Annotated in this window: 21 protein-coding genes; 10 read left to right on the top strand and 11 right to left on the bottom strand. The window is 56.8% G+C overall.

What is annotated here, in order from left to right:
• Positions 1-395 precede the first annotated feature (395 nt).
• The 3 genes from katG to ACR0L9_RS18410 all read right to left on the bottom strand — a co-directional run bounded on the left by katG (position 396) and on the right by ACR0L9_RS18410 (position 4,909).
• On the bottom strand, positions 396-2,597 hold the full coding sequence (gene katG / locus ACR0L9_RS18420) for a catalase/peroxidase HPI (protein ID WP_480896366.1): 2,202 nt from the start codon (positions 2,595-2,597) through the stop codon (positions 396-398).
• A gap of 424 nt (positions 2,598-3,021) precedes the next feature.
• Positions 3,022-4,005 carry a glycosyltransferase family 2 protein gene (locus ACR0L9_RS18415; protein WP_480616062.1) on the bottom strand — a complete coding sequence of 328 codons (984 nt, stop codon included), beginning with the start codon at positions 4,003-4,005 and terminating at the stop codon, positions 3,022-3,024.
• A 46-nt stretch (positions 4,006-4,051) separates the two neighbouring features.
• Positions 4,052-4,909: an SDR family oxidoreductase gene (locus ACR0L9_RS18410; RefSeq protein ID WP_170408734.1), complete on the bottom strand. Its 858-nt coding sequence runs from the start codon at positions 4,907-4,909 to the stop codon at positions 4,052-4,054.
• 88 nt (positions 4,910-4,997) lie between these two features.
• On the opposite strand from ACR0L9_RS18410, the gene ACR0L9_RS18405 reads away from it, so the two are divergent.
• The gene (locus ACR0L9_RS18405; protein ID WP_170426228.1) at positions 4,998-5,630 is read left to right on the top strand and encodes a class I SAM-dependent methyltransferase; all 633 of its coding nucleotides are present in this window, start codon (positions 4,998-5,000) and stop codon (positions 5,628-5,630) included.
• A gap of 66 nt (positions 5,631-5,696) precedes the next feature.
• Here the strand turns inward: ACR0L9_RS18405 and ACR0L9_RS18400 are convergent, their stop codons facing one another.
• Both ACR0L9_RS18400 and ACR0L9_RS18395 read right to left on the bottom strand, forming a co-directional pair.
• Positions 5,697-6,683 carry a sterol desaturase family protein gene (locus ACR0L9_RS18400; protein ID WP_170613458.1) on the bottom strand — a complete coding sequence of 329 codons (987 nt, stop codon included), beginning with the start codon at positions 6,681-6,683 and terminating at the stop codon, positions 5,697-5,699.
• A gap of 24 nt (positions 6,684-6,707) precedes the next feature.
• On the bottom strand, positions 6,708-7,463 hold the full coding sequence (locus ACR0L9_RS18395; protein ID WP_170426232.1) for a class II aldolase and adducin N-terminal domain-containing protein: 756 nt from the start codon (positions 7,461-7,463) through the stop codon (positions 6,708-6,710).
• A gap of 117 nt (positions 7,464-7,580) precedes the next feature.
• On the opposite strand from ACR0L9_RS18395, the gene ACR0L9_RS18390 reads away from it, so the two are divergent.
• The 7 genes from ACR0L9_RS18390 (at position 7,581) to ACR0L9_RS18360 (ending at position 15,087) form a co-directional block, all read left to right on the top strand.
• Positions 7,581-8,456: a LysR substrate-binding domain-containing protein gene (locus ACR0L9_RS18390; protein WP_480896364.1), complete on the top strand. Its 876-nt coding sequence runs from the start codon at positions 7,581-7,583 to the stop codon at positions 8,454-8,456.
• Between the two features lie 157 nt (positions 8,457-8,613).
• Positions 8,614-10,416, top strand: coding sequence for an adenine deaminase (gene ade / locus ACR0L9_RS18385; RefSeq protein WP_480896363.1), 1,803 nt, complete (start codon positions 8,614-8,616; stop codon positions 10,414-10,416).
• Positions 10,413-11,876 (top strand): AMP nucleosidase, encoded by a 1,464-nt coding sequence (locus tag ACR0L9_RS18380; protein ID WP_170399140.1) that lies wholly within the window; start codon positions 10,413-10,415, stop codon positions 11,874-11,876. Before ade ends, ACR0L9_RS18380 begins: the two co-directional genes overlap by 4 nt.
• A gap of 130 nt (positions 11,877-12,006) precedes the next feature.
• Positions 12,007-12,294 (top strand): HU family DNA-binding protein, encoded by a 288-nt coding sequence (locus ACR0L9_RS18375; protein WP_010442901.1) that lies wholly within the window; start codon positions 12,007-12,009, stop codon positions 12,292-12,294.
• Positions 12,295-12,468: 174 nt separating this feature from the next.
• Entirely contained in the window at positions 12,469-12,756 is a 288-nt protein-coding gene (locus ACR0L9_RS18370; RefSeq protein ID WP_480896362.1) for a hypothetical protein, read from the top strand.
• Between the two features lie 424 nt (positions 12,757-13,180).
• Positions 13,181-14,017 (top strand): hypothetical protein, encoded by an 837-nt coding sequence (locus ACR0L9_RS18365; protein WP_480896361.1) that lies wholly within the window; start codon positions 13,181-13,183, stop codon positions 14,015-14,017.
• 182 nt (positions 14,018-14,199) lie between these two features.
• Complete coding sequence (locus tag ACR0L9_RS18360) at positions 14,200-15,087, top strand: DMT family transporter (protein ID WP_480896360.1); 888 nt, start codon at positions 14,200-14,202, stop codon at positions 15,085-15,087.
• Here ACR0L9_RS18360 and ACR0L9_RS18355 read toward each other — a convergent pair.
• Positions 15,063-15,584 carry a glutathione peroxidase gene (locus tag ACR0L9_RS18355; RefSeq protein ID WP_170399148.1) on the bottom strand — a complete coding sequence of 174 codons (522 nt, stop codon included), beginning with the start codon at positions 15,582-15,584 and terminating at the stop codon, positions 15,063-15,065. The two genes, ACR0L9_RS18360 and ACR0L9_RS18355, sit on opposite strands and share 25 nt — an antisense overlap.
• Before the next feature lie 143 nt (positions 15,585-15,727).
• Between ACR0L9_RS18355 and msrB the strand changes: the two genes are divergently transcribed.
• Both msrB and msrA read left to right on the top strand, forming a co-directional pair.
• A complete protein-coding gene (gene msrB, locus ACR0L9_RS18350; RefSeq protein ID WP_170399151.1) occupies positions 15,728-16,174 on the top strand; it encodes a peptide-methionine (R)-S-oxide reductase MsrB in 447 nt (148 codons plus the stop codon).
• Complete coding sequence (gene msrA / locus ACR0L9_RS18345) at positions 16,174-16,686, top strand: peptide-methionine (S)-S-oxide reductase MsrA (RefSeq protein WP_170408742.1); 513 nt, start codon at positions 16,174-16,176, stop codon at positions 16,684-16,686. Before msrB ends, msrA begins: the two co-directional genes overlap by 1 nt.
• Before the next feature lie 24 nt (positions 16,687-16,710).
• Here the strand turns inward: msrA and ACR0L9_RS18340 are convergent, their stop codons facing one another.
• The 5 genes from ACR0L9_RS18340 to ACR0L9_RS18320 form a co-directional block, all read right to left on the bottom strand.
• Entirely contained in the window at positions 16,711-18,714 is a 2,004-nt protein-coding gene (locus ACR0L9_RS18340) for a hydantoinase/oxoprolinase family protein (protein WP_480896369.1), read from the bottom strand.
• Positions 18,715-18,776: 62 nt separating this feature from the next.
• A complete protein-coding gene (gene queG, locus ACR0L9_RS18335) occupies positions 18,777-19,814 on the bottom strand; it encodes a tRNA epoxyqueuosine(34) reductase QueG (protein ID WP_480896359.1) in 1,038 nt (345 codons plus the stop codon).
• 76 nt (positions 19,815-19,890) lie between these two features.
• Positions 19,891-20,556 carry an FtsZ-binding protein FzlA gene (gene fzlA / locus ACR0L9_RS18330; protein ID WP_170399162.1) on the bottom strand — a complete coding sequence of 222 codons (666 nt, stop codon included), beginning with the start codon at positions 20,554-20,556 and terminating at the stop codon, positions 19,891-19,893.
• Between the two features lie 60 nt (positions 20,557-20,616).
• Complete coding sequence (gene mtgA, locus ACR0L9_RS18325) at positions 20,617-21,357, bottom strand: monofunctional biosynthetic peptidoglycan transglycosylase (protein WP_170627034.1); 741 nt, start codon at positions 21,355-21,357, stop codon at positions 20,617-20,619.
• 38 nt (positions 21,358-21,395) lie between these two features.
• Positions 21,396-22,364, bottom strand: a complete 969-nt coding sequence (locus ACR0L9_RS18320) for a Hint domain-containing protein (protein WP_480896358.1) — start codon at positions 22,362-22,364, stop codon at positions 21,396-21,398.
• Between the last annotated feature and the right edge of the window lie 99 nt (positions 22,365-22,463).

Here is a 22,463-nt window from a genome sequence, read left to right as displayed (position 1 = left end):
CAAAAACCAGACCATAACGCCAATCTCTCAGCGCCACCGCCCAATCAAAAACCTCAGATGCCCCCAGTCTCTCCCGAGCGTCTCCGCAGCTCCCACCGCGTCCCAGCACCTCAGCAGCGCCGGTGAAGGGGTATTTACGGATTAGGTCTGGGACCTGCAACCCCCAATTTGAAAAAACTTCACATTTCCGACCACCTTCCTCTTCACCTTAATAAAAACAACAGGTTAGCTTAACAAATCCTCCCGAAAACTCACAAAAAAGAGGTTTATAGAAAGAGAAAGAACAGTCTCTCGGCGGAATCGTACCCAATGCTTGGTACGCGCCCTGAGTCAGGCGCATGAAAACGCCGCCCGACTCTCCTCGGGCGGCGCAATTTACTGCGATGGTTATAGGGTTACTTCAGATCAAAACGATCCGCGTTCATCACCTTGTTCCAGGCCGAGACGAAATCGCAGACAAATTTGCCGCCTGCGTCGTCCTGACCATAGACCTCGGCCAGTGCCCGCAGCTGCGAGTTCGACCCAAAGACCAAATCCACGCGGGTACCTGTCCACTTCACGTCACCACTAGCGCGGTCGCGGCCTTCATAGACGCCGTCACCGGATGGTTTCCATTCGGTGCCCATATCCAGCAGGTTCACGAAGAAATCGGTGCTGAGCGTGCCGACCCGTTCGGTCAGCACACCATGAGAAGTTCCGTCAAAGTTTGTGCCCAGCACACGCATCCCACCTACAAGCGCAGTCATCTCCGGTGCCGACAGCGTCAACAGTTGCGCTTTGTCCACTAGCAGGGCCTCGGCCGGAACCGAGTATTCCTTGTGCAGGTAGTTGCGGAAACCGTCCGCTATCGGTTCCATCACCGCGAAAGACTCGACATCCGTCTGCTCTTGCGAAGCATCGGTGCGGCCGGGGCTAAAGGGAACATCAACGTCATGACCTGCGGCCTTGGCTGCCTTTTCGATGGCAGCACCACCACCCAAGACAATGAGATCGGCCAATGAGACCTTCTTGCCACCAGACTGTGCGTCATTGAACGCTTTCTGAACGCCTTCCAGCGCATTCAGCGCCTTGGATAGTTTCAGCGGTTCGTTGACCTCCCAATCCTTCTGCGGGGCCAGACGAACGCGCGCACCGTTGGCACCGCCGCGCATATCCGATCCCCGGAAGGTCGAGGCCGAAGCCCATGCGGTCGACACCAGATCTGAGACAGACAATCCCGTCGCGAGTATCTTGGCTTTCAGATCGGCTACATCAGCGTCGTCAATAAGCGCGTGATCGACGGCCGGGACGTTGTCTTGCCAAATAAGCTCTTCGCTAGGTGCCTCGGCTCCCAGATAACGCGCACGCGGACCCATGTCGCGGTGGGTCAGTTTGAACCACGCGCGGGCAAAGGCATCGGCAAATTCGTCCGGGTTTTCGTGGAAGCGCTTCGAGATCGGGCCATAGATCGGGTCCATGCGCATCGCCATGTCGGCGGTGGTCATCATAGTCTTGACCTTTTTCGATGGATCACCCGCTGCCGGGGCCATGTCCTCTTCCTTGACCCCAACAGGTTCCCAGATCCACGCGCCCGCTGGGCTCTTGGTCAGGTTCCAGTCGTAGCCAAACAGCAGGTCGAAGTAGCCGTTGTCCCACTTGGTCGGGTTTGCGGTCCAGGCACCCTCGATGCCGCTGGTGGTGGTATCATCACCCTTGCCGCTGCCAAAGTCGTTGATCCAGCCAAAGCCCATCGCCTCCATCGGGGCGGCCTCGGGTTCGGGACCGACAAGACCGGGATCACCGGCGCCGTGGGCCTTACCAAAGGTGTGGCCACCCGCAACCAAAGCAACGGTTTCTTCGTCATTCATCGCCATTCGGCCAAAGGTGTCGCGAATATCGCGACCTGAAGCCAAGGCATCTGGCTGACCATCTGGACCTTCGGGATTCACATAGATCAGACCCATTTGCACAGCGGCCAACGGGTTTTCCAGATCACGTTCGCCCGAATAGCGGCTGTGCGGGTTCTCGGTTGGGGCCAGCCATTCGGTCTCGGCACCCCAATAAATGTCTTCCTCAGGTGCCCAGATGTCTTCACGACCACCGGAGAATCCAAAGGTTGTGCCGCCCATGGATTCGATCGCGCAGTTGCCCGCCAATATGTAAAGGTCAGCCCACGAGATCTGGTTGCCGTACTTCTGCTTGATCGGCCAAAGCAGACGGCGCGCCTTGTCCAGGTTGCCATTGTCCGGCCAGCTGTTCAGCGGAGCGAACCGCTGATTGCCGGTCGATGCGCCACCGCGGCCATCTGCCGTGCGGTAGGTGCCCGCTGCGTGCCAGGCCATACGAATGAACAAACCGCCATAGTGACCATAATCTGCGGGCCACCAATCTTGCGAATCTGTCATCAGCGCATACAGGTCTTCCTTCAGTGCCTTCAGGTCGAGCTTCTTGAACTCTTCGGCATAGTCGAATGTCTCACCCATCGGGTTCGATGCAGGGCTATGCTGATGCAGAATCGACAGGTTCAGTTGGTTCGGCCACCAATCCCGGTTGGACCGGGCATCGGCGCCATGCATTACCGGGCATTTGCCCATGTTGGGGGTATCACTTCCGTCCATATCGATCTCCAGTCCTGGCTAGATGTGTGCGTCGCGCGGTTAACTTTGAAACGAGAAACAGGGGTCTTGAGTGTTTTTGCGCTCGTCCTTGGCAAGGGCGTTACGCGGGATCGCGCAGATCGGCCCTGCCTTCATTGTAGGAAATAGCATTAACGACTCGTTCTTTCTGTTTGGATGTAGATTTAGCAAATCCAAGCCATTCATATAAGTTTTGTTTTTTGATGATATTGATAATCCAGAGCTATCACTTGAACATCTACGCGCGGCCTGACCCTGAAGCGCATGATTGCGATTGCACCGCCAAGCTTCGCCATGCCTCGCAAATCGGGCACAAGAGAGAGTGGACGCAAATAAACTTCCGATGATGGCCGCGCATGAAACGACTGAACTGAGTCTAGCGCAAAACGGATTGACCGGCCCAGATTCAGTGGCCACTGACCTTCTTGTAAAGGGCCGATTTATAGCCGAAGGGAATTCCCAATACCCCGACAAGCCACCCAACCGTTCGGGCGATCTGGATCAATCGCCGATCTGGTTGGAACGGAAACAGAAGGATTGCCCCTAACAGCGCCAACAAGCGAAAGGGGGTGCTCAAAAACCCTAAGATCGCCTTTGTTGGCTTCTGATCAAGCTTACGGCGCATATGGGTGTTGGACTGGTCCCTTCCCCGGGCGGTCTGATACCAGAATGACAACCTTTCGGGAGGAATGGTCTCGTACACAAAAGCGTCGGGCACCCAGCCGACCGGTAAGCCTGCAGCAACGGTCTCGGCATAGAACTTTGCATCCGTCCCGCCGGTCATCCGCATGGTTTCATCGAACCAAAGGCCGGTTTCGCTGAACAGGCGTGTCTCGCCCAGCCAGTTGTTTGTCACGATGGTCACGCCACCGGTACTGTTCAACGTGGCTTTCTTTGCAGCCGCGTTTTCCTTGTCGAGGTAACGATTGCTGATATTGCGCAACATCAGCCGCTGAATCGCGGTCTCCTGCCCCGATGGCCCCGCCGCACGAAGCGGAGCGCCCATTAGCACGGCAGAGCTGTTGCGATACCCGGCGACCAACCGTTCAAGCCAATCGACCGCCACCACCTCGTCATCATCGACAAAACAGAGCAGATCCGAGCCATTCTCCAACGCTTCGCGTGCGGCTCGGTTGCGTCCGAACGGGATGCCGAGTTCGGTCTCAAGGACATAGTTCAGACTTGCTCCATTAGGCAGCTTCTCCCCTACTGCCTGCACGGTACCTTCGCTGAGCGCTACGCTGTCGTTTTCCACTACCAAACATCGCACCGAGCAATCGGGCGGCAGCTTCATCTCTCCCCAGCTTCGAATCAAAGCGGCCAGCATCTCGGGCCGCTGCCGGGTCAGGGTCGAAACGGTAATGTTCAGCGGGACAGAGCGGTCTTTCATCGAAATCCCATACAATCCGTGCCGGTTTCTTGGCAAGGCGCGGTGATCAAGTGGCATCCTTCTGATGCTGCATCAGTGCTTCCAACCCTACACGGTAGTTCGGATAGAGCAATGAGACGCCCAGTTCATCCTTGATCCGATCATTCCGAACGCGCTTGTTCTCATTATAGAAACTGCGCGCCATCGGAGTCAGATCAGCCTCATCAAACGGAACCGCAGGTGGCATCGGCAGACCTTGCAACTCGGCGGCATAGCCGATCACGTCCTGCGGCGGCACCGGTTCATCATCACAGACATTATAGATCGCACCCGGATTGGGTTTGGCCATCGACGCGATCAAAACCTGTGCGATGTCGTCAACATGAATGCGCGAAAACACCTGGCCCGGCTTGATGATCCGCCGCAACCCTCCGCGTTTCAGCTTTGAAAACGGCCCGCGACCCGGCCCGTAAATCCCTGCCAGTCGGAAGATATGCAAGGGCAGGCCCGGAATGCCGCCCCATTGCTCCTCGGCACGCACGCGCCAACGGCCACGTTCAGCCGTCGGTGTGGCGGGCGTCGTCTCATCCACCCAGCCTCCCTGGTGATCCCCGTAAACGGCTGTGGTCGACAGGTAGCCGACCCATTTGAACTGTCCGATCCGCGCGGCGATCTCATCCTTCAATTCCGCCAGCACCGGATCACCATCGGCTGTGGGTGCTGTAGAGACAAGCAGATGCGTCACCCCATCCAGATCAGGCCGATCCCCCGGCCAGACCCAAGGCTCGGCGCCCGAGTCGCGAATTGTCTCAAGTTGTTGGGAATCACGCGTGGTTCCGATGACCCGCCATGTGGTTGGATCCAGTTGCCTCGATATCGCTCGGGCAGAATAGCCGTGGCCGAAGGAGAATAGTGTCTGTGTCATGGTCCCTTTGATGATCTGCCCGGCACGTGGATGCAAGCGCCGGATGGACGCACTTGATTCGAATCCTCTGATGCGCATTCATTGAGAAATGACCAAAAAGACACCTGACTTGCACGCAGCCTACTCCCTGAAATCGCCCGAGGAGAACAAGCGCCTTTATGCGGAATGGGCAGGGGAATATGACGACAGTTTCGCAGCGCTTGAGGATTATCAACTCCACAACCACACGGCGCGCGCTTTTGTGGGTGCAGGCGGACAAGGCCCGGTATTGGATGTAGGCGCGGGCACGGGGTTATGCGGAGCGATTCTGGCCGGGTTGGGCGTGGGTCCGATCGACGCCACCGATATCAGCGCCGAGATGCTGGACGAGGCGATGCGCAAGGATATCTATCGCGACGCGATCGAAGCCGATCTCAATCAGGGCCTGCCAGTTCCACGCGGCAGCTATGCCGGTGTCGTCTCGTCCGGAACGTTCACCCATGGCCATCTTGGGCCAGAAGTTTTGCCAGCGCTCTTGCGTGTCGCACGCCACGGTGCGCAGTTCGCCCTGTCGATCAACGCAAAACACTTTGAGGCGCTCGGGTTCGCCGATACCTTCCGCCGCCTCGAGGCGGATCAGATCAGAGACTTATCTTTAACGCAGGTCCGGATTTACGGCGATCTTGCTGCTGGCCCCAACAAAGATGACATCGCTTTGATCGCGTTGTTTGAGAAAACCTGACCAAAGCTCTGCGTAGGTCATATACGGACCTATGCAGAACTCGGCGGGGCAGAACGCCCTCGTGATCTAAGTATACATCTGCTTCTTGAAAGCCCGTGTCCGCGTTGTCGCCTCGGCTGAACCATCATGATAAGTGCCGAACCACTTGTCGAACGGAATCTCGGATGTGCCGTAGTTACACTCGAAATACCGGTGATGAAGCTGGTGGAAGAAGTCCCCTGCCCGCGCGGCATCCGTTTCACCAGCCTTCAGCTTTTCGAAACCCGAGTGAGACAGTACCGGGCTGATCTGCTGGAAGTAGGCGTGAAACAGCAGATGCAGCGGATGCGAGGGTACAATCAGATGGATGAAGTAGGTGGTGAAATAGAGAAGGTTTTCATACCAGTGGTTCGATATTCCTGACCATGGTCCGATATTGACGTTGCGATGGTGCACAGCATGAACGTGCTTGTAGAGTTTCGGGTGATGTTCCAATCGGTGCACCCAGTAGAAATGAAGCCCTGACCACATCGGGATGAAAAGCATCCAGATCACGAACCAAACGGGGGCCGTGGCCCAGGTTATCACTGGCGCATAGCCATTCGCCATCGCCCAGTAGATCAGCCACTGATAGACCGTCGCCACAGTCATCGCACTTCCCAGCGTCCACCAGATGTTATCCAAAACCTGATTTCGAAAGGTAAACGACCCATTGTCACGTGTCAGATCACGCCGGTCGAATTTCTTGTACATGCCCTGCCCTTTGCGCATGTAAAGCCACCAATGCAGACCTCCTGCTATCATGATCTGAGGCACCATGTTCAGCAGCCAGATACGGAACATCCAGCCGGGTGCGAAACTCTGCATGGTCTCTAATGGAGGTAAAAACACGAAATAGGCGGCAAAAGCCATCACCATGCAAAGCGTCAGCGACGTAAGGGGAAGCCAAGCCCCTTTGTACCAGTTCAGGATAGCCGCAGGACGCGGCGGCCAGTTGAACAAGGGGTTCAAACCGACGGGCCCTTCGGGGCGGTAATTCCATCGGGCGGCTTCTGCATCATGCATATCGGTCATGGCTGAAACTCCTAACAGTGCGCTTCAGGTTGCGTAATCTGAGCCTTCGGCATCCAGAACAGATTTGATTTCGCGTAAATGTGCTTCGGCCTGACCGGGATATTCATCAAGCTCTTGCGCGGTTTTCTCAGCAATCTCATCGGACAGAACGCGCAAAGGTTGCCCGGTTTGAAGAGCGCGAATATACGTTTCTGCGGCGCGTTCAAAATAATATAGTCTGTTAAAGGCATCTGCCGGACTGTCGCCGATCACCAAAACCCCGTGGTTGCCCATGATCATGACTTTCTTTTTCGGGTCCGACAGCATCGCGGCGCAGCGTTCACCTTCGCTTTCAAACGCCAGACCTCCGAACTCTTCATCGATTACGTAGCGATTGAAGAAGGTCGCGGTGTTCTGGTCGATCGGTGGCAAGCTGCTGTCTGCCAGCGAGGCAAGAACGGTCGCAAAAATCGAATGCACGTGCATCACGCAGCGCGCGTGCGGGCAATGGCGGTGGATCGATCCGTGGAGCCCCCAAGCCGTCGGATCCGGTGCGCCGGGCTGGTCCATGACATCTTTGTCATTGGCATCAAGCAGCAGCAGATTTGACGCCTTGATACGCGCGAAATGCATCTGATTGGCATTCATCAGGAACTGCGTGCCGTCTTCGTTCACCGCAAGGCTGAAATGGTTCGCCACCCCTTCATGCATGTTCAACCGTTCGGTCCAGCGGAATGCGGCGGCCATGTCCACGCGTTCGGACCAATGATCGATGTTGGGACGCAGGTTTGTAACGCTCATGCCGGGCTCCTTCGCTGGTCAATTGACTTCTGGGAAATCGTGCCTTCACCGCAAACGTTTGACCAACGAAAAAAACATGCCTAGTTCATTAGTAAAACTACTGGCAGAGTTATGAGCATGCAGAAATCACTTCCACCGCTCGGCTGGCTACGCACATTTGAAGCGGCGGCCCGTTATTTGTCATTCACGGGGGCGGCGCGGGATTTGAACATGACGCAAAGCGCAGTCAGCCAGCAAATCAAATCACTAGAGGGCTATTTGGGTCAGCCATTATTCCTACGTCGTCCGCGTGCATTGGAGCTGACCGAAGCTGGTATCACCTATCTGCCGGTCGTGCGTGAAGCCTTTCGAACTCTGGTAAGGGGGACACAAGCCGTCACGGGCGCACAACAAAACGCGGTTCAGGTCCAGAGCAACATCACATTTGCCGTCAACTGGCTGGCTCCGCGCCTACCCCGGTTTCGGGAACTGCATCCGGATGTACATCTGAATATCTTCACTGAGCTCTGGGAGCCGCGTGAAATGGCCGAAGGCGCGGCGGTGGAAATCCGCTATTCGCTGCGCCCGGCCGATACGGTGCGAACGGAATTGCTACGGACAGATCACTACTATCCTGTCTGTGCCCCCGACTTCCCGGTGACGCTGGAAACTCTGCAGGAACAGCCCCTGTTCGACTGTTCAAATTTGTTGTCGAATTGGGAGAGCTGGATCACAGATCAGAGTCTAACTTGGGGGAAACCTAAGGTAACCTATTCGACGACCTATCTGGTCAGCCTGTCGGTTGCGATGGCCGGAGGAGGCTTGTGTTTAGCCCACGACATGATCGCAAAACGGTTGATTGAAGAAGGCCGCCTGATCGCGCCGTTCATCCATCGCGCTGCTATGCCCGAGGCCTATTATCTATTGCTATCGCCCCAAGCCGAGGAAACGCCGGGCGCGTTGGCGTTTGTCGACTGGCTGCGCGCAGAGATTGAAGCCGATCGCCACAACTAATCGCGGGTCGCTCCCGCCCATCGTTGATGCCCTTTGGGCATCTCCTCTGGTTGGGCGTGGCAGCGCTGGCGCGCAGCGGATGGCAGGTTTTGTGATGATTCCATGATACCTTAATAGTGGGGGTTGCACCTTGCGCCGCATTCGGGAAAGTTGGGCCATGGAATACACTCCCTTCCCAAGTTGGCCCGATACCGCCCCTCGTCTCATTGCTGTTGCTGCTGGCCGCGAGGCTGCCGATTTGGTGATCCGTGGCGGCGTCTGGGTCAATGTGCATAGCCGCGAAACCCTGCCTGACCATGACGTGGCGATCGCTGCGGGGCGCGTTGCTTTTGTGGGGCCGGACGCCGCGCATTGTATCGGTCCTGAGACTCAGATCATCGAGGCGCACGGTCGCTATTTGGTGCCGGGGTTATGCGATGCGCATATGCATATCGAATCGGGCATGTTGACCCCGGCAGAATTTGCCCGCGCAGTCATTCCGCATGGCACAACTTCGATGTTCACCGACCCGCATGAGATCGCAAACGTGATGGGGTTGGAAGGCGTGCGCCTGATGCATGACGAAGCGCTGATGCAGCCGGTGAACATCTTCACCCAGATGCCGTCCTGTGCACCCTCAGCACCGGGGCTTGAGACCACAGGGTATGAGATCACCGCCGAGGATGTGGTTGAGGCGATGTCTTGGCCCGGTATCATCGGACTGGGCGAGATGATGAACTTTCCCGGAGTCATTCATGGCGATCCGAAGATGTTGGCAGAGATCGCGGCCACACAGCGCGCCGGTAAAACAGTTGGCGGGCACTATGCTTCGCCAGATTTAGGGCCTGAATTTGCCGCTTACGTCGCTGGTGGCCCTGCCGATGATCATGAAGGCACCTGCGAGGCCGACGCCATCGTACGTGTCCGTCAGGGAATGCGGTCAATGATGCGGTTGGGGTCGGCTTGGTATGATGTCGAAAGCCAGATTACTGCGGTGACTGAAAAAGGGCTGGACCCGCGCAACTTCATCTTGTGCACCGACGACTGCCATTCGGGAACGCTGGTAAATGACGGACACATGAACCGCGTAGTGCGACATGCGATTGCCTGTGGTTGCGATCCTCTGGTTGCGCTGCAAATGGCGACGATCAACACGGCGACCCATTTTGGGTTGGAACGCGAGATCGGCTCGATCACACCCGGGCGGCGCGCTGACATTATCCTGAGTTCTGATCTGGTAGAGCTTCCGATCGAAACCGTGGTCGCGCGCGGTCAGATTGTGGCTGAAAACGGGACGGTAACGGTCGAATGCCCGCATCTGAACTGGCCCGCTAAGGCGCGAAATACCGTACACCTAGGGCACGCGCTGACCTCGACAGACTTTGAGATCGCAGCCCCTGCCGGAGCGAACCGTGTCACGGCCAACGTGATCGGGGTGGTTGAAAATCAGGCCCCAACGCAAGCGTTGAAATCCGAGCTGCCGATTATCGAAGGGCTTGTTGAAGGCGAAGGCGACGTGTGCCAGATCGCATTGGTCGAACGGCATCGCGCCACGGGGGGTGTGACTAACGCCTTTGTCTCGGGCTTTGGGTATCAAGGCAAAATGGCCATGGCCTCGACCGTTGCGCATGACAGCCACCATATGATTGTTGTCGGTACCGACCGTGAACAGATGGCACTGGCCGCGAACAGGCTGGCCGAAGTGGGCGGAGGCATCACAATCTTTCGCGATGGTGAAGAACTGGCCCTGGTGGAACTGCCTATCGCAGGCCTGATGTCCGACAGCCCAGCGACTGACGTTGCCGCCAAAGCTGAACAAATGGTCGAGGCGATGAAGACCTGCGGCTGTCAGCTTAACAACGCCTATATGCAGCACTCTCTGCTGGCCTTGGTTGTGATCCCTGAGCTGCGGATCTCGGATCTTGGGCTGGTGGACGTGCGCACATTTGAAAAGATCGATCTTCTGGAACCCCTTGCATGACTACTATCCGAACACCTGACGTTCCCAACCCCGAGAAATTTAGCGATCCGCTTGCAGCTGTCGCACGTTTAGAAGAGCTCTATGAACAGGCGACAAAATTCCTGTGCGATAGGTTTGCAAATGCACTTAAGAACGGCGCTCCTACCGAGAGGTTTCGGGCGTTCTACCCCGAAATCCGGATCAGGACCTCGTCTTACGCGCAGGTCGACAGCCGGCTGAGCTTCGGTCACGTGTCCGAGCCGGGCACGCACGCCACGACAGTGACGCGCCCCGATCTGTTCCGGTCATACCTTACCCAGCAAATCGCACTATTGATCAAGAACCACGATCAGCCGGTCACAATCGGAGCCTCGGAAACGCCGATCCCGGTCCATTTCGCTGTCGCCAATAACCCGGATCTGGTTGTCCCGCATCAGGGTGCAGCTGGTTTCACTCTGCGCGATGCGTTTGATGTACCGGACCTGAATACAACAAACGACGATATCGTGAATGGCGTGCACGAGCTGGAAAACGAAGCGGGACCCCTTGCGCTCTTCACAGCCCAGCGGGTGGACTATTCGTTGGCAAGGCTTTCGCATTACACCGCGACTGACCCCGGTCATTTCCAAAACCACGTGCTGTTCACCAACTATCAGTTCTATGTCTCGGAATTTGAGAGCTACGCACGGGCTCAACTGGCCGATCCCGACAGCGGCTATACCAGCTTTGTCTCGACCGGGAATGTTGAGATCACGGACGCCGAAGCCGTACTGGAACAGCCCCTTAAACTGCCGCAAATGCCAACCTACCACCTGAAACGCGCGGATGGGTCTGGGATTACGCTGGTCAATATCGGTGTCGGGCCATCGAATGCCAAAACGGCCACCGACCACATTGCGGTTCTGCGCCCACACGCCTGGTTGATGGTCGGCCACTGCGCCGGTCTGCGCAACACGCAGGCGCTTGGGGATTTCGTACTGGCACATGCCTACCTGCGCGAGGACAAAGTGCTGGACGACGACCTGCCCGTCTGGGTGCCGATCCCCCCGCTGGCCGAAGTCCAGGTCGCGCTGGAACAGGCTGTGGCCGAGGTAACCGAGTTGGAAGGCTACGAGCTGAAACGTATCATGCGAACAGGTACAGTCGCCTCGGTCGATAACCGCAATTGGGAGCTTCGCGATCAGTCCGGCCCGGTGCAACGGCTCAGCCAGTCCCGTGCGATTGCGCTGGATATGGAAAGTGCAACAATCGCAGCCAACGGTTATCGGTTCCGGGTTCCTTACGGCACCTTGCTGTGCGTCTCGGATAAGCCCTTGCATGGTGAATTAAAGCTTCCCGGCATGGCTTCGGCGTTCTATACCACTCAGGTCAGTCGTCATTTGGCGATCGGAATCCGGGCGATGGAGCACTTGCGCGGCATGCCGCTGGAACGGTTACACAGCCGGAAATTGCGTTCGTTTGACGAAACGGCCTTTCTCTGAAGCAAAAAAGCAACGAATTTCCCCTATTTTTGGGGTTTTTAGTGCTACTATTCGTTGTGTTCAGCCACAATATCCCGTTACAGTTACGCGGTGAGGCCCTATAGATCGGGCACGTTAAGGAGACCAAGAAATGGCAAAGCCTATGACAAAGACTCAGCTGGTGGCTGCTCTCGCTGAGGAAATGGGAACTGACAAGAAATCTGCAAATGCCGCGCTGGAGGCCATGACCGGCCTGATCACTCGCGAAGTTTCGGCCGGTGGTGCCGTCACCCTGCCCGGCGTTGGCAAAATCTACTGCCGCGAGCGCCCCGAGCGCATGGTGCGCAACCCCGCCACCGGCGAGCAGTTCAAGAAAGAAGCCGACAAAGTGGTCAAAATGACCATCGCGAAAGCTCTGAAAGACAGCGTCAACGGCTAATTCGCCGAAGACAGATCGCAAGATCGAAGGGGTCGCCACCGGGCGGCCCTTTTTTTGTCTGAATAAGTTATGTAAGCATCTGATTAATATCGAGTTTTTGCCGCTATCGCCATAGTTGTGTCATATTCCTCATCCACTCGCTTAATGGGAAGTATTATTGAGGAATCTCGATTTATGGCACGATATCAAACCACTGAATTCGATACAGAAAATCAATTCGACTGGGCAAGCATCCAATACACGATTGAAGACGATGTTGTCGTTGCAACGCGGACGACTTTTGATGCCGGATACGAGGTCTTCGGGACTTACGAAGACGGCGTTTTGCGTCAGGAATTTTATGTCGGAACAGATGAGGCACTGGGCTTTGATAATCGGTTCATTGACTATGACGCCAATGGAATAATGACCGAACGCGGAACGGTTTACCCAGACAGTATCCGCGTGACCGAGACCTTTTAAAAATGGTGTTCCGAATGAGATTCTCATCCAAGATGGGTTTTTCGGAGACGGTGCAAAATCCTGGAACCAGATCGTTCTACGCTATGATGCGTCGGGCAATATCATAGGCCGCACGATAACAAACGATAATGGTACCCGGACGGTTGAAGCCTTCGCGCCCGGTCATTTCAGTACTGTTCAGGACTTTCTACAAACCAAATCCTGGGATCGGATCGACACGTTCTTCGATGTCAACGGAGAGACAACCGGACGGACGACCACCTATGACAATGGAATTATCAGACAGGAAACGTGGACAGACGGACAGCGTAGCAACGTAACGCAGACAGACGGAAGCGACATAAAGTCGTGGGAAACCATCAGCACCTCATTTGATGGCAGTGGAAAGAAATCTGAAAAGACAACGACATATGACAATGGAGTCGTGAAACATGAGATCTGGTCAAATGGCCAGCGCGTCAGCATCAGCCAGACCGATGAGCTGGATGCGAAATCCTGGGATTCGATCACGACCACCTATCAGGACGGACAAATCTCAGAACGTCGGCTGGAGAAAGATAATGGGGACGTAACCGTTACACTTTATGCGGATGGAAACCGTTCTGACGTGCTGCAACTGGACGGGGACGACAGTGCTTCTTGGGCATTGAAGGTCACCAGCTATCCAGACGCAGGCGGGAAAGAGATTTCTTTGTATGAAAAGGTCGAGGACATCCCTGAATCCTTGTTCCAATACTTCCCGGAACTGACCCCGCCTGACCCGCTTGAAGAGTTCGTGCTGGATTTCAATGACGGAACCCGCATCAAAGACAATGATCAGGTGCTGAATGGTGCATTTATTGCAAGTGTTAGCAAAGGGCAGAGCAACACTGATGGTATTCTAACCCCATACGAATACGGTGGCTCGAATCCCGACCCCGACCTGGAGGCGTTCAATTCCTGGGGGGCAACGGTTGGCTTCTCGAAAAGCGATGGCGAAGAATTCAACTTCAACAGCGTTTCCTTGGCCAATGCTTCCAGATCGGACACCACGTATATTCCTGAATCGAACTGGGCAAACCAAGTCACAATCAATGCCTATAATGGCGATGAGCTGGTGCACTCCGCAGAGGTCGATCTGACATTCGATCACGTCACCCACGAATTTGACTGGCGCGATATTGATCACGTCGAGTCCGTCGCATCGGGAGGTGAAATCACCAACGAGCACGTTGAGAACGCGGGTTGGTTCTCGATGGACGATCTTAGCTTTTTCGCCTGAATCAAGCGACAAGCTGAATCATAATGATAAGCAGCGCTTTTCTACCAAAAGCTCTGCTCATTCTCATTGCGCGCAAGCTCATTGATGCCAACTATCGGGCGACCCCGCTATTCGACGCGATGGGTCCTTGCAGCTCATGTTAAAATCAGGAACAGTCGCCCGAATTTCATCAGGAGGCCGTAATGGACCTGCGCGCCATCGCCATGGGGCTTGTTTTCGCCCTCATCTGGTCTTCGGCCTTCAGCTCGGCGCGGATCATCGTTGCCGATGCCTCGCCTTTGTTCTCGTTGGCGCTGCGATTTCTGATTTCGGGACTAATGGGCGTGGCGATCGCACGCGCCATGGGGCAAAGCTGGCGCCTGACTCGCAACCAATGGCGCGCCACTATTCTGTTCGGAATCTGCCAAAATGCCCTTTATTTGGGTCTAAACTTCTATGCGATGCAGACAGTCGAGGCTTCGGTCGCGGCGATCATCGCCTCGACTATGCCCCTGCTGGTAGCCCTAGCCGGCTGGCTGCTATTGGGTGAGCGGATACGCCCGCTGGGCATCGTCGGCTTGCTGGCAGGTTTTGTCGGTGTCGCGCTAATCATGGGTAGCCGGATTAACGCTGGTGTCGATCTGTTCGGGGTTCTGCTCTGCGGAATCGGGGCGCTGGCGCTGACCTTTGCCACCTTGGCTGTTCGGGGGGCGACTTCGGGCGGTAACTTCATGATGGTGGTTGGGCTGCAGATGCTTATCGGATCGGCGGTGCTGTTTCTCGCCGCCCCGGTGTTCGAGTCTATTCATATCCACGCCACACTGCCTTTTGTGCTGGCTTTTACCTACACCACGCTATTCCCGGGCCTTCTGGCAACTTTCATCTGGTTCCTGCTACTGGATCGCATCGGCCCGATCCGTGCAGCAACGTTCCATTTCCTCAACCCGGTATTCGGCGTGACCATCGCCGCCATTTTACTGGGTGAGAAGTTGGGCCCATTGGATGCGGTGGGGGTTCTGATCACAACGCTGGGAATTCTTGCCGTACAGCTGTCGCGCGAACCCGGTCAGCGCAGTAACGCCTCGACCTGATCTATCAATTTAGGCGCATTTGGCTTGGTGCTTGACCCATAGGTGGCAACGACCTCACCCTCGGGGCCAATAAGCACTTTGTTAAAGTTCCATTTCGGGACAAAGCCAGTCTGCGCAGCAACAGCTCGGTAAAACGGATGGGCATCCGAACCTTTCACTGGAGTGATATCCGTCATCGGAAGCGTAAGGTCATAATTTAGTTCGCAAAAATTCTTGACCTCTTTCGACGACGCCAGCTCTTGTTTGAACGAATTCGACGGGACCGCCAGTACCACCAGCCCGCGTTCTTCATATGTTTCGTGCAGCTCCTGCAACGCTGCGTATTGTCCGGTAAAGCCGCAAAGCGACGCCGTGTTGACCACAAGCACGGGCTGTCCGCGCCAGTCTTCCAGTGATAATGTCCCGCCATCGATTGATGAAAATTCGCCCGTCAGTGGTGCCGCCTGAAGGGCTTTGCCCAGCAAGATCAGAGCAGTCAACAGAGCCATACGGAACATCACTTCACCTCCTGTTATAAGTCATACGCGCTGTGCATTCGTTTGGATCAACTGCACAGACCCGCGAGCGCGCTGTAATATGGTTTTGATTCCTGCGCATCTATGCCCAAATAGGACATCATCATTCAAACACCGGAGGATCCATGTCCCGTTATACCAAAGACCCCGAGGTCATTGCGGCCCTCTCACCTGAAGAATTTCACGTCACCCAGCGCAGCGGCACCGAACGCCCGGGCACTGGCAAGCTGTTGAACAACAAGGAACCGGGCATCTACGTGGATATCGTCTCGGGCGAGCCGTTGTTCGCCTCGACCCACAAATACGAATCCGGCTGCGGCTGGCCCAGTTTCACCAAGCCAATCATACATGAACATGTCGAAGAGTTTCGCGACACCACTCATGGCATGATCCGGACCGAGGTCCGCTCGAAACACGGCGACAGCCACCTGGGCCACGTGTTTCCCGATGGCCCCCGCGAACATGGCGGGCTACGCTATTGCATCAATTCCGCCTCGCTGCGGTTCATTCATCGCGACGAGATGGAGGCCGAAGGGTATGGCGAATTTCTGATCCATGTGGAGGATATCTGATGACCGATGAACGCGCCGTTCTGGCCGGAGGCTGCTTTTGGGGCATGCAGGACCTGATCCGCAAACTGCCCGGCGTCTCGCGCACCCGCGTCGGGTACACCGGCGGCGATGTGCCAAACGCAACTTATCGCAACCACGGCACCCATGCTGAAGGGATCGAAATCTGGTTCGACCCGACCCAGATCACCTATCGCGATCTGCTAGAGTTCTTTTTCCAGATCCACGACCCGACCACCCTGAATCGTCAGGGCAATGACCGCGGAATGAGTTATCGCTCGGCGATCTACTATGTGGACGATGCCCAGAAACAGGTGGCCGAAGATACAATTGCCGATGTCAACGCCAGTGGCATTTGGCCCGGCAATGTGGTGACCGAAGTCGAACCCGTCGGCGATTTCTGGGAAGCCGAGCCCGAGCATCAAGATTACCTAGAGCGCATCCCCAACGGATACACCTGCCATTTCCCGCGCCCGGACTGGGTGCTGCCAAAACGCTCCAGTGCGGCAGAATGATATGCGCGATAGCCCCTTGCGGGGCTATCCGACCGCCACCCGAGGTCGTCCGCTCGCCTCAACCGTGATCAACGCTTCGACGAATACCTCTTGCGCCTCAATCTTGGCGGTGCGGATATCGCGGTCGACTGTCACGCGTATATCCTCGGCACCTGCTTGGCGCACCGCGCCCTCAGCCTCGTTGCGCAGCACCTCTTCAAGCAACTGCAGAGCGGAATTCGAGTCCGAGAAATCCTGCGGCCCCTCTTCCAGATGTACCCGATAGCGGCCTTCGGCCGGGGACGTAACTGAACCGGCCCGCCGAAGGGTCAGCCGCCCGACAACCGCACCGATGGCATTTGCAACACCGGCATGCTCTGGCAGGACCATCTTGCAATGCAACCGCTCTCCGACTGCCGGGTAATAGCTGGGGGCCGAAGCCCCAAGGCCCACTACATCCACATTCAGCGCGGTATCCAATGCCAACAACCCACGGTGTTTCGCCAACCCGCGCTGCGTCAGAACATGCCGGGCCAGATCTCTTGCAGGCTGGTCAAACCCATGGCTTTCCTCGGCAAAAGCAGTCTCTAATAAGGTCAATGAGGTTTGTTCCGTCAACTGATCGACAATGAGTTGAGCCAGCGCTTCAGGCGATGCTGCCAGCTTGTCCCCTGATCCAACCCGCTTACGCGCCATCAGTTCCAGCGCCTTGAGCGCTGCCGAGCAGTCCCAATCCGCAAGCCGCCCCAGAGCATGGCTGGCATCCGAAGGGGTGACACCCGAGACCTGTACGATCCCGCGATCCACCAAACGACCCAGTGCCCCATGCTCCATCCGGGTTTGCAACAGACTGCTGAGCGGCACAACACGATCCTCCAACCGGTCTAGCAACACTGATTCACGCGCCCCGACACCATCGGCGGGGATACCCGGCACACGACGGGCAAACCTCGTGTCATGTTCACCTACAGTCGTCGCCCGCAATTGCTCATCCAATGCCGCATGTACCACATCCGGGGCCTCAGCTGCGATCAGCGACACCGGCAGCACCCGACGCGGGCCAAGGAAGACACCACCGCCTAGGCCTTCGGTCACCACATGCACCTGACTGTCACCGCCCAAACCATGAGTCCGCATCGCAACCGCTTCGACCATGGTCCGGAAACCGCCAACCTGCGCGCCTGCGGGGTCGATGGCAGGTTTGCCATCTCTGATCAGCGCGACGTCGGTCGTGGTCCCGCCGATATCGGACACCAGCGCGTTCTCAACATCGGTCAGCCAGCGCGCGCCAACGATAGAGGCCGCAGGGCCACTTAGGATCGTTTCAATCGGACGCTCCCGCGCCTGCTCGGCGCTCATCAAAGCGCCATCCCCGCGCACAACCATCATTGGGGCGGTGATGCCCTGCGCGCGCAACTGATCCTGCGCGCGCCCGATCAAGCGGTCGATCATCCCGATCAATCGTGCATTCAGCACGGCGGTCACTGCACGCTTTGGCCCATTCAGCTTGGCCGACAGATGATGAGAGCACGTGACCGGCACTCCCGTACGCTCGGAAATCACGCGCGCCACTTCCAGTTCATGTGCCGGATTTCTGGTCGCGAACTGTGCTGCAACCGCATAGCCGGAAATGCCTGAATGTGAGTCTAAAAAGGCCTCAAGCCCTGCAACATCCAATTCGGCGACCTGACCCCCGGCATGGTTGTGCCCCCCAGCCAGAACCAAAGCCGGATCGCCCTTCAACGCCTCTCTTAGACCGTGTTTCTCAAGGTCGCTTTCCCGAAACCCGACATAGATCAACGCCACGCGCCCGCCCTGGCCTTCGACCAACGCATTGGTGGCCAGCGTTGTCGACAACGATGCCATCCCAATCTGATCCGGAGACACATCAGCCGTCTCTAGCACAGCAGAAACCGCGCGCCCCACACCAATCGCTAGATCCGCTCGTGTGGTCAGCGATTTGGCCGACGCGATCACCTCGCGCTCATCCCGGATCAGCACCGCATCCGTATAGGTTCCGCCCGTATCCACCCCCAAAGCCAACGCCATCGGGTCCTCCATCTGTTCGCCAGAACCGGGTGTAGCGTTTTCCTGCGGCGCGTCCAGCCTGTTTACGACAACCGGGATGCCGCCCAGCGCGCTGCATCAGCCACGGTCGGATCCGGATCATCGGTCAGCGCCTGTGCAACCGGCAGTAACTCCGGCACCGCTGAGTTCCCAATCGCATAAAGCACGTTCCGCACGAACCGATTCCGGCCGATCCGCTTTATCGGCGAGCCCGAGAACATCGCGCGAAATGCTGTATCATCCAGCTGCGCCAGTTCCGCCAACGGAGGCGCCTTTAGCTCCTCCCGCGCCGCATAGCGAAGGTCACTGGCCGCGACCGCAAACTTGTTCCACGGGCAGGCTGCAAGACAATCATCGCAGCCATAGATTCGGTTGCCCAACAGCGCGCGCAACTCTTCCTCCACCGGCCCCTTATGCTCGATGGTCAGATACGAAATACAGCGCCGCGCATCCAACTGATACGGTGCCGGAAACGCGTCTGTCGGACAGGCCGTCAAACACGCGCGGCATGAGCCACAATGGTCGACCTCAGCGCCATCCACAGGCAAATCTAAAGTTGTAAAAACAGACCCTAAAAAGGCCCAATTTCCCCAATCCTGACTGACAAGATTGGTATGCTTGCCCTGCCACCCCAGCCCAGCGGCCTGCCCCAGCGCCTTCTCTGGCACCGGAGCAGTATCGACAAACACCTTCACTTCACCCCCACCCTCGGCAATCAGCCAGCGCGCCAATCGTTTGAGGCGCTTCTTAACCAGATCGTGATAATCCTTGTTCTGCGCATAAACCGAAATGGCGCCCAAGTTGGAATGCGCCAGCACCGCAGTCGGGTCATGCTCGGGCGTATAGCTCTCCGCAAGCATGATCACCGACCGCGCGTCAGGCCACAGCACAGACGGATCACCGCGCCAATGAGCCCGCTCAGCGATCCAGCCCATCTGGCCATGATATCCGGCTTGTAGAAAGGCATCCAACCGTTCGGGAACAAGGGGCACATCCCAAGGACGACAAACCCGACAGGCGACAAACCCCTCAGACAAGGCTTGCTCCACCAACCGCTGTTTCAACTCCGATCCGCTCTTCATCTGGCCAAAAATACCTTCGGGGGTGAATTGGCCCAATGGCCAAGAGGGGGCGGACAGCCCCCTACCCCTCAATCTATCAGAAATCCAGATCCGCGTAATGTGGCGGTGGCCGGAATCCCGGAACCTGATCCGCCAGAATCGAGCGGAACGCCGGGCGGGATTTGATCTTGGCGTACCAGTCCTTCACCGCAGAGCTTCGGTTCCAATCTACGTCCGAAATGTAATCCAGCGCCGACAGATGCGCCGCCGCGGCGAAATCGGCCAATGTCATCTGATCTCCGGCCAGCCAGCGACGGTGATCCAGCAGCCAGGCCATATAATCCAGATGATACTTGATCGCGCGCGCGCCTTCCTTGACGTTCTTGCTGTCCGGATAGCCTTGCCCCGTTACTTTCTTGTTCACCCGCTCATACAGTAGCTTTGAGGTCACCTCGTGGTGAAACTTGTCATCAAACCAGCCCACCAAACGCCGCACCTCATAACGTGCTTCGGCTTTTTTAGGCATCAAGGGTGGCTCGGGTCGGGTCTCTTCGATATATTCGCAGATCGCGGCGCTCTCGGCCATGATCTGACCATCCAGTCGCAGCACAGGAACCTTACCCGCCGGGTTGCGGCGCAAAAAATCCGGGTCCTGTTCCCAGTATCGTTCTTCGACCAGCTCAACCTCGATCTTCTTTTCGGCCAAAGACAGGCGAACCTTGCGGCAATAGGGCGAGAGGGGAACGTGAAACAGACGCGCCATGAACTTCCATTCGAACCAGTAGAGTACCCTTCAAGCTTTAGCCGCTGAGGGGTCTGGGTTTCAATCCTCGAAACACGCGGCGCGTCCATCTGCGCGGATGGTGGCCGCTCCATCCAGAATTGACGCGGCACGCCTGCGGGTCCGCACCGATGGATCCGTCACCGACCGGTTGCGCGGGGATGGCAGAATCGCCGCCACACGCGCCGCTTGTGTCGGAGACATTTTTGCCGCACTCACCCCATAATACTTCTGCGCCGCGGCCTCGACGCCAAAGATCCCTTGTCCGGTTTCCGCGACGTTCAGATACACTTCGAGAATGCGCTGCTTGCTCCAGACGATTTCAACAATCGGAGTCATCGAGGTTTCAAGCGCCTTGCGGACCCAGCTGCGCCCCTGCCAGAGAAATACATTCTTGACCACCTGCTGCGTGATGGTCGATGCACCCCGGCTGCCGCCATCTTCCAGCGCATCGCGGATCGCTTCGACATCAAAGCCCCAATGCAGGCAGAAGTTGGCATCCTCGGCTGCTACGACCGACCGCGCCATGATCGGGGCAATCTCTTCGATCGGCACCCACTCGCGATCAACCTTCCCAAGCCGACGCCACTCGGACCAGATCGTATGCGTGACCGGCGGGTTCACGACTGAATAGATCAGAACCAAAGACACAAAAGCCACGACCATCGCCAGAACAACACGAAGGGCCCAGCGCCGTATCCGAGCGATGGGGCCTGTTGTTTTGTTTGATCTGGACGCCCTCTTTTTCTTACCGCGCGGTTTGCGGACTGCTTTTTTTGCCATGCCTTGCTATACGCCGCGAAGGGCGTATTTGAAACGGATTATTTCGACAACATCTGTCCGTCGCGCGGTCGCACAACCGGGCGTGCAGTTCTGACTGAGGCTGCTCCGCGCGCCGCCAACTCCGGGAACAAGGCCAATACTTCTGCTTGCGTCCGACGCTCGGCCTGGGTCAGTGCATGTCCCGGGTAGTAGCTTTCACTTTTGGCGCCATTGGCGAACACGATCTCATGTCGCCGGAACAGAATGTGGATATAATCCACCTCGCCCCCTTCGACACGCGTGACTGTTGTTCCGTTCACAAGACAATGGGCAGCGATCAGAACTTCTTCATGGCCAAACAGGTAGGGTGCACGCCAATCATCGATCAGCATCCTGTGCTGCGGCGAAACAAGCAGAGGGCGCGTGAGCCCGAACATCCCTGTCTCGAAGCGAATTGGGGCCAGTTTACCCTCGGCTGCCACCTTGGTACGACCAATCCAGAGCACAGGTTTAGCGCCGCTATCCGCGGTCGTAACCAGATCTCCAAGTTTCAGGTCCTCGACCGGCCGGGGCCCATCGGGGGTTTCAATCAATGTGCCGGGCGTAAAGCAGGGCGGACCGAGATCACCGTTGGCGATATCGACCGAACCAAACGAAGCCCCATCATCGCTAAAATCGGTGACTGAAGAAGAAACAAACGTGCCTTGCTGCAGAACCGATCCGTCTGTTGGGGTAAAAACCTCGCGCCCGTCAGCAAGGTAGAAGGTAACGCCGGTATATGTAACCTGCGCACCACCCGGCAACTCGATCGTCACCATATCATTGAAGTAAGACGCAGTGATATCAGATCCGTCAACCGAGTCTCCATTCAGCCGGTTGATCAGATCATCGTCATTCTGATCGATGATATCAAAGAACTCGACGTTCAGCGTGGATCCAACAACGGTTCCGTTCGCACCCGGATTGGCCGGGTCGAGCACAAAAAACTGGTCTGTATACGTCGTGGGCACACCGATATTCCACTTCACTCACCTCATTGGGATAGCAGCATGCCTGCATTTCCCGAATAAACTATGACTAAAGCTAGGCGTTATGCACGGCATTACACAAGAATTGGAAACAATATG

This window comes from Ruegeria sp. I3 (genome assembly GCF_056532525.1).
This window is presented reverse-complemented; position numbering and strand designations above follow the sequence as displayed.